This window comes from Saccharopolyspora sp. 6M (assembly GCF_020176775.1).
GTDB lineage: Bacteria > Actinomycetota > Actinomycetes > Mycobacteriales > Pseudonocardiaceae > Saccharopolyspora_C > Saccharopolyspora_C gregorii.
Genome location: NZ_JAIUJZ010000314.1, coordinates 3,358 through 4,069, shown reverse-complemented (window position 1 = coordinate 4,069; position 712 = coordinate 3,358). Strand labels below are relative to the sequence as shown.

Sequence of the window (712 nt, the reverse complement as noted above, 5' to 3'; positions counted from 1 at the left end):
GGGTTCGTCGTGGACGGGCGCGGTGGCGGGGGCACCGCTGGTGCTGGGCGCGGCGCCGGTGGGCGGCGGGCCGGTCCGTTCGGTCGGGTCGCCGAGCAGCGGGAGTTCGATGGTGTGCTCGGCGCTGGTCTGCGTGGTGCTCGGGCCGCCGAGGAGCCCGCTGATCGGCTGCGCTTCCGCGTGGGCGGCACCGGGCAGCACGGTCAGGACGCACAGAGCCGCCGCGCTGACGGCGGCTCCGGCGAGTTCGGTGACGGTCACTCCTTGCCCCTTTCGAGTCGTCACCTTGTGATCGCCGGAAGGGGCGGTGGAGTTGCACTCTGTTACCGATTCGAGTCCGAGTTTCCTATCGCAACCGGTTTCAGACTTTTCCGGCTCGGCGCGTGACCGAACCGGTACCACTCGGAGTGATCGACGGCAGGGGTGTAGGCGCAGCTCGCGGGGGATCGGGGGCGGATCGGAGCGGGTTCCGGACGCACAGGGTCAGCAATTTTCGCCGGCAACGTTCCGTGTTCGCCGCAGCGCCGGTGCCCCCGTCCGGCCGCGCGCCCTGCTCCGCCCGGCTTGCCCCCCGCGGCGGACCCCGAGACGGGGGGGGGGCCCCCCCCCCGGGGGGGGGGGGGGGGGGGGGGGGGGGGGGGGGGGGCCGGGCGCGGGGGGGGGGGCCCCCCCCCCGCGGGGGGGGGGCGCCCCCCCCCGCGGCGGGGGGGCG

General features: G+C 76.8%; 1 protein-coding gene. It reads right to left on the bottom strand.

Annotated features, from left to right (window positions below; genetic code table 11):
• The coding region (locus tag LCD31_RS28320) for a hypothetical protein (protein WP_224963175.1) at positions 1-261 on the bottom strand (261 nt) is incomplete at its 3' end.
• Positions 262-712 lie beyond the last annotated feature (451 nt).